Annotated in this window: 5 protein-coding genes and 1 tRNA gene; 2 read left to right on the top strand and 4 right to left on the bottom strand. The window is 47.6% G+C overall.

The window, feature by feature from the left end:
* The 4 genes from GY683_RS07235 to rsmH form a co-directional block, all read right to left on the bottom strand.
* Positions 1-1367 (bottom strand): Mur ligase family protein (locus tag GY683_RS07235; protein ID WP_297288095.1); only part of this gene is annotated, 1367 nt, incomplete at its 3' end.
* 39 nt (positions 1368-1406) lie between these two features.
* Positions 1407-3404 (bottom strand): penicillin-binding protein 2, encoded by a 1998-nt coding sequence (locus GY683_RS07230; protein WP_297288094.1) that lies wholly within the window; start codon positions 3402-3404, stop codon positions 1407-1409.
* Positions 3404-3772, bottom strand: coding sequence for a cell division protein FtsL (locus GY683_RS07225; protein ID WP_046695947.1), 369 nt, complete (start codon positions 3770-3772; stop codon positions 3404-3406). Before GY683_RS07225 ends, GY683_RS07230 begins: the two co-directional genes overlap by 1 nt.
* 48 nt (positions 3773-3820) lie before the next feature.
* Positions 3821-4798 (bottom strand): 16S rRNA (cytosine(1402)-N(4))-methyltransferase RsmH, encoded by a 978-nt coding sequence (gene rsmH, locus GY683_RS07220; RefSeq protein ID WP_297288093.1) that lies wholly within the window; start codon positions 4796-4798, stop codon positions 3821-3823.
* Positions 4799-5160: 362 nt separating this feature from the next.
* Between rsmH and gltX the strand changes: the two genes are divergently transcribed.
* Positions 5161-6675: a glutamate--tRNA ligase gene (gene gltX, locus GY683_RS07215; protein WP_297288092.1), complete on the top strand. Its 1515-nt coding sequence runs from the start codon at positions 5161-5163 to the stop codon at positions 6673-6675.
* A gap of 111 nt (positions 6676-6786) precedes the next feature.
* A tRNA-Ala gene (locus tag GY683_RS07210) sits at positions 6787-6862 on the top strand.
* Positions 6863-7018: the final 156 nt, after the last annotated feature.

Below are 7018 nucleotides of genomic sequence, written 5' to 3'. Positions count from 1 at the left end.
CGATCAGGCTCGATAATGACCTTATAATGCTCTTCGCAGGTAAGATCGATCTGCATGTCTTTTAAGATGGCATTAGGGTCTTCTGAGCGAGGGTTGTCCGCGGTGAATATCGACACATCGGCATGGGTGACGCCTGCTTTTGCCATGATGGGGCGCTTGGTTCTATCTCTATCGCCACCGCATCCGAACACCGCGATTAGCTTGCCCGTGCAATGCTTGCGCAAACTGACTAGCACCTGCTCCAGTGCATCTGGCGTGTGCGCATAATCCACAATAAAAGACCCTGCCTTAGAAGGGATGCGCTGCATGCGACCGCGCGCGCCTTGTAATTGGGCGACCAGTTCAGGCAGCTCGGCTCGTCTCTCAGGAAACAACGCCAAAAATGCCGCAACTGCCGCCATCAGATTATCGACATTGAATAAGCCTAAGAGCGGGCTCTTTAGGGTGATGTACTCGCCTTGAGCGACAAGCTCAATACCTACACCATCAAGGCTGGGCGCAATCTCTTTGACAAAATAATTTGCACCATCATCCTGTTGGCTGTACGTAAGCAGCTGATATTTGGCGGTGTGATTCTTGGTTAATAAAGGATAGCTGGCATCTTGATTAATGATGCCGCAGGTCAATGTACTAAAATACCCCTCGTCGAACAGCCTTGCCTTGGCAGCGCGGTACTCTTCCATATCGGCGTGATAATCCAAATGATCATGCGACAGGTTGGTATAGATCGCCACTTGCACAGGCACGCCTTGTAGTCGATGCTGATGCAGTCCATGACTACTCGCCTCTAGCGCCACCACTTCCACGCCATCGAGCGCCATTTGATATAAGAATTCATGCACCGCCAAGACATCGCCTGTCGTATTCGCCGACTGCACAAGCGCGTGCAGGCGTCCATTACCCGCCGTTCCCATGATGGCAGAAGGCACGCCTGACAGCTCGCACAGCTGAGCGACCAACTGGCTGACTGTTGTCTTGCCATTGGTTCCTGTCACCGCAACCACCGTCGGCAGCTTGGCGGGCTTATCCGCCTGAAAACGCGCCGCGATCAAATCCCCCAAATAATGTCGAATCGTTGGCAGATAAACAATTGGCTTGCTAAAGCTCACATCAAGCAGTTTAGGGTCAATCTGTGACAACACAAACGCGACTTTATCCTCTACAGATGTCAGGTATTGATTGGCTCGCTCCAGCGCATCATCTTGATGGCTAAAGCTGGACAAAAGCACCAATACATCACCCTTAGACATCTTACGGCTATCCAAGCAAAAACGATGAAAAGGCACATGTGCGACACTCTGAGCAATCTCATCAAGCATCTGCAACTGCAAATCATCGAACAGCTGTGCTAGGGTAATTGGTTTCATGGCTCATTCCTTATGATGCTTTTGTGTTCATCAGTTTAATCAGTTTAGCTGTAATGGCTTATCAAATGGTACATTATACAGACGCAGTGCTTCTTTCATAACATTATGAAATACCAGCGCTGAGACTTGACCCGCATAGAATTGACGACGCGGATCCTCCACCAAGATCGCAATGGCAAAACGTGGATTCGATGCAGGTGCAATTCCCGCAAAAGTCGTACGATACTGATCGGTGTAATAACCACCATTCGGGTTAGTACGGCGTGACGTACCTGTCTTACCCGCCACACGATAGCCATTAATCGCTGCCGCACGCGCTGTACCGCCCTGTTCGGTGACCAGCTCCATCATCTTCATGATAGCTTGGGCGTTCTTAGGCTCGATAACTTGGGTAGGCTCTGGCAGCTCATCTTCTTTTACCAAGCGCAGCGGTCTTAGCATGCCGTTATTTGCCAAGGCGGCATAAGCTTGGGCGACTTGAGCAAGCGTCACTGTCTGACCATAGCCATAACTTAGGGTTGCACGGCGAGAATATTCTTTTTCGCTAGGGTCGCTAACACCACCTGAGGCTTCGGCTGGGAAATTTAAAGCTGTTTTTTGACCAAAACCAAAGCGTCTTTGCATGTCAGAGATGGCATTGGCAGGTAAGCTAAATGCGATCTTGACAGAAGCGACGTTACTGGATTTTTGGATCAGCTTGGCAAGCGTAATGGCGCCATAATTACCGCTGTCTCGAATGGTGTATCCGCCGCCCACATATAGGCTGCCTGGCGAGGTATTAATCAGAGAGCTGGTAGAATATTTGCCCGACTCTAATGCTGCCGCCACCGTGAATGGCTTCATCACAGAACCCGGCTCAAAGGTATCTAACACAGGGCGATTACGCTCATTAGCACCGGTACGCTCTGACAGATTATTTGAGTTAAATGATGGCCAAGAACCCAATGCCAACACATCTCCAGTCAAGACATCCACCACGATGCCCGAGCTTGAACGTGCCGACTGAGTGCGCCCTACTTGCTCAAGCTCCTTATAAAGGACATACTGCAAGCGCGAATCGATGGTCAGATGAATGTCTTGACCTTCAACGGTCGGTTTGATTTCTTTGATTTCTTTGATGGCAGACTGACGGGCGTCCTTTAGGATGAGCACTTGTCCGCGCTCACCTGCCAGCTGTTTTTCATACTTGGCTTCGATACCTGCACGACCCACATAACCGCCATTCTTTTCATCGCTAGATTGCGCCATGTAGCCTAGAATCTGCGCATATGGCTCGGCTTGTAGATAATATCTTTGGAAGAACTTCTCTTCACTAATCCCAACAAAATCAAGCGCCATCAACGGCTCAACGATCTCAGGCGGTGCTTTTGGTAGTATGATCAGACGGCGTGAACCTGCACCTTTTGGCAGTGCTGCATTTACCGCCTCTTCATTGCTCAGATCAAGGTCGTGTTTGATTGCGACGGCATTTTGAAGTTTTTCTAGTGGGAAATTCGCTGTTGCCGCCAATTTCACCAAATCCATCTGCTTAAGGTCTTCGCTGGCCTTAGCGATGGTTTTGGCGTTTTGGCTGGTTTTGATGATTTTATCAAGTCTGTAGTACTCCACCGCGTAATCATATGGGCTAAATACTACAGTCGATAGAGGCGCATTCGCCGCCAGTGGTGCGCCCGTCGTGTCTGTAATCATGCCACGATATACAGGCACCGAGCGCTTCGATGTGATGAGCTTTTCGCCTTGCTCAATCAAAAACGATGAGTTAATATCTTGCAAATAAAACGCCCGAGCAAATAAAATGGCAAAACAGACAGCCACAATAGCCCAAGCGAATTTATAACGCCCAACGTCTTGTAATCCGCCCAACATGGTGGCGGCTTTTTGGCGGCGTTTTTTACCAGATCCACCGAACAATGACCCGAATCTTGATGAGCCTTCTTGGTAATTTTGGACAGGATTGGCTTTGTTTTTGGTGGTTTTTTTGCGCAGTGGTGGCGTGACTTTAGATGATGCGCCTTGTTTTTGATCAGGTTTTTTCATCACTGAGCCGCCTTATTCGATTGGGTGTCAGCCGTGGTTGGTGCAATAACTCGGCGTGAATCACCGGCAGGGAAGAACATGCCCAATTCACTCACCGCTCGGCGAGCAACCTGAGGCGTGGCACTAAAGGTCTGCTGTTCAATGAGTAGGCGCTGCTCTTCTACTTGCATGGCGGTCAGTTCTTTTTTGAGTTTTTGGAGGTTGCGATAAGCTTCATGATGCGCCTGAGTCTGCACAGAAATGCTCACGCCCGTCCATATGATGGCAGCGACAAGCAGCCCCAAAATCAGGCGACACAGCCCAATCATGCCGACACTGCTGTCGGATTGGGTTTTTGGTGGGATAAGATGGGCGTGTTTATCGTTCATGATGTGATTGCAATAACCTAAACTTAAAAAACCTAAAATAATCTAAAATCAAACATACATCGCGTCGGTGCGTTCTGCCCCACGCAACCATGCACTTCGGGCACGCGGATTGACCTTAACTTCTGCATCGCTTGGGGCAACTCTAAGCGCCTTGCCAAAATACTTCGTACGCACAGGCGGCATGAGTAGCTTGTCATCACCTTCCCAGCGACCACGACTGTGATTATTCAAAAACTGCTTAATACGTCTGTCTTCTAATGAATGAAAGCTGATCACCGCCAAACGACCACCAGCTTTGAGCGCGCTCAAGCTTTGCACCAAAAAATCATCCACATCGCCAAGCTCGTTATTAATATAAATACGCATCGCCTGAAAACTCTGAGTAGCAGGATGTTTGCCTTTTTGCCATGCTGGATGAGCCTGTTTAATGACTTCTGCCAATGCCAGCGTCGAATCATAACTTTCCATCGACTTAATGGCGCGTGCAATCTTACGGCTGTGGCGCTCCTCGCCATATTCATACAGCACATCTGCCAAAGTATCAGCATCCACCCGCATCAGCCATTCGCTAACAGGTTCGCCGCGCGTGGTATCCATGCGCATATCAACCGCACCATCTCGCATGAAGCTAAATCCGCGTGCACCATCATCAAGCTGTGGACTGGACACGCCAAGGTCTGCCATGATGCCATCGACGTGGTCAATGCCAAGTGTCTTTAATTGCTCATTTAAACTGGCAAAGCTGTCATGAATCACTGTCACGCGAGCATCAGCATTGGCAAGCTCGTTCGCCACAGCGATCGCCTCGACGTCCTTATCAAACACCAACAAGCGGGCATCATCACTTAGATATTCCAATAATAGCCGACTGTGACCACCTCGCCCAAAGGTCGCATCCACATAGATGCCATCAAATGATCCTTTTTTGGCATCATCTAAGTTTTTAACGCCCAACAGCATCACCACCGTCTCTTTTAATAGGACAGTTTCGTGAGTGAAAGCTTGGGGTGCGTCGGGCTGGCTCATGATGATTTCCAAAAGGTGGCAAAAGCTAGATTTTGCGCGAGATTTTTTCAGCGTGTATTATCTCAATCCCTGCTGTATAGTCAAGTGATTTCCATCATTTGCACTAATTTTTTGTAAAAAATCACAACAAGTTATTATAAAAAACAAAATAACATCATAAAAAATATTTAACTACTTATTCTATCAAGGATTTTTTGATAATCCAATCCGTTTTTGTGTGGTAATTGTTGCCAAAATCTTAAAGCCCTGCGCACTTTCCACTACAAAAATCAAGCGTATTTTGGTATCATAGCCACAGATTTATGCTTTTATATCATTCACTTTAGATTTAATTTCACATAAGATTCAATAACGAGCAATTCATGAGTACTCAAACCACCAAACCCATTCGCACCCGTATCGCTCCATCCCCAACTGGCTTTCCGCACGTTGGCACGGCTTATATCGCCTTGTTTAATATGGTTTTTGCCAAATCACAAGGGGGCGAGTTTATCCTACGCATTGAAGACACCGACCAAGTCCGCTCTACCGCGCAGTCTGAACAGATGATTTTAAATGCCCTAAAATGGGCGGGTCTGACATGGAGTGAAGGCCCTGACGTGGGCGGACAGTTCGCCCCCTATCGCCAGTCCGAGCGTTCCGAGATTTACAAAAAATACGCCCAAGAACTCCTTGACAAAGGTCATGCCTTTCGCTGTTTTTGCACGACAGACGAGCTAGACCAAATGCGTAAAGAGCAAGAAGCCCAAGGCTTGCCCGTGCGTTATGACGGACGTTATGCCAATCTTAGCCGTGAAGAGAGCGATAAACTTGCCGAAAGTGGCAAGCCTTTTGTCATTCGTATGCGTGTGCCAACCGACGGCGAGTGCGTGATTCACGACCTGCTTCGTGGCGAGATTAGCATTCCTTGGGAAACAGTTGATATGCAGGTTCTACTAAAAACAGACGGCTTACCGACCTATCATCTTGCCAATGTCGTGGACGACCATTTAATGCAAATCAGCCATGTCATTCGTGGCGAAGAGTGGATCAACTCCGCTCCCAAGCACAAACTTCTGTACGAGTATTTTGGTTGGGAAATGCCTGTTTTGTGCCACATGCCCCTACTGCGTAACCCCGACAAATCCAAGCTCTCTAAACGCAAAAACCCCACGTCAATCACCTATTATAAGGACGCAGGCGTACTGCCTGAGGCCTTGATTAACTACTTGGGGCGTATGGGGTATAGCTTGCCAAATGAAGCCGAGAAATTTAGCCTAGATGAGATGATTGAGAGCTTTGATATTAAGCGTGTGTCGCTTGGTGGACCTGTGTTTGACATTGAAAAACTCTACTGGCTCAATGGCGAATACCTGCGTGCGATGAGTGCGGACGAGTTAAAGGCGAAGATTTTGGCGTGGGCAAGCGATGATGATAAGCTGACCGCCATAGCCAAAGCCATTCAGCCACGCATTAACGTGTTGTCCGATGCGGTAAATTGGGCGGGCTTTTATTTTCAAAATTTGCCAAACGTTACCCCAGACGATTTTGCCCATAAAACGCTGGATAATGATAAATTACTTGAAATTCTCTATCTTGCCACATGGCAACTAGAAGCCTTGCCCGAGTGGAGCGAAAATAACATTTATCAAACCCTAAAAGGCTTGGCAGGGCATTTTGAGATTAAATTAAAAGACTTTATGCAACCGTTTTTTGTGGCGATTGCAGGCTCAACGTCTAGCACGCCTGTGATGAACTCCATGTACGTCATCGGGGCAGACATGACTTTATCACGACTACGCCATGCCTGTGAAGTTTTGGGCGGACTTGGTAAAAAGAAACTCAAAAAATTGGAAGAGACAAATAAGGCTTTGCCAAACTTTTTAAATCAAGAATAAGCTAATTAAAAACCGATAATTTTCAATAAGTTATCGGTTTTTTTAAATCTTATTTTAAAAACTATTTGACAAGGCTTAGGGTCTTTTATATAATACGCCCACCTTAACAAAGGGGCTATAGCTCAGTTGGTAGAGCACTTGCATGGCATGCAAGGGGTCAGCGGTTCGACTCCGCTTAGCTCCACCAAAAATTGATTAAGGTTTTGAATGTAAGCACCTAGGCATTTATCTTACATTCTTGAAGTTGCAAAACTTTCTACTTGCGCTCCATTCGTCTAGAGGCCTAGGACACCGCCCTTTCACGGCGGTAACAGGGGTTTGAATCCCCTTGGGGACGCCACTT

This window comes from Moraxella sp. (genome assembly GCF_024227015.1).
Lineage (GTDB): Bacteria > Pseudomonadota > Gammaproteobacteria > Pseudomonadales > Moraxellaceae > Moraxella.
This window is presented reverse-complemented; position numbering and strand designations above follow the sequence as displayed.

Excerpts from the sequence above, each read along its gene's own strand:
- GY683_RS07225 (WP_046695947.1), bottom strand. The coding sequence starts at position 3,772 with ATGAACGATAAACACGCCCATCTTATCCCACCAAAAACCCAATCCGAC.
- gltX (WP_297288092.1), top strand. The coding sequence starts at position 5,161 with ATGAGTACTCAAACCACCAAACCCATTCGCACCCGTATCGCTCCATCC.
- GY683_RS07230 (WP_297288094.1), bottom strand. The coding sequence starts at position 3,404 with ATGAAAAAACCTGATCAAAAACAAGGCGCATCATCTAAAGTCACGCCA.
- rsmH (WP_297288093.1), bottom strand. The coding sequence starts at position 4,798 with ATGAGCCAGCCCGACGCACCCCAAGCTTTCACTCACGAAACTGTCCTA.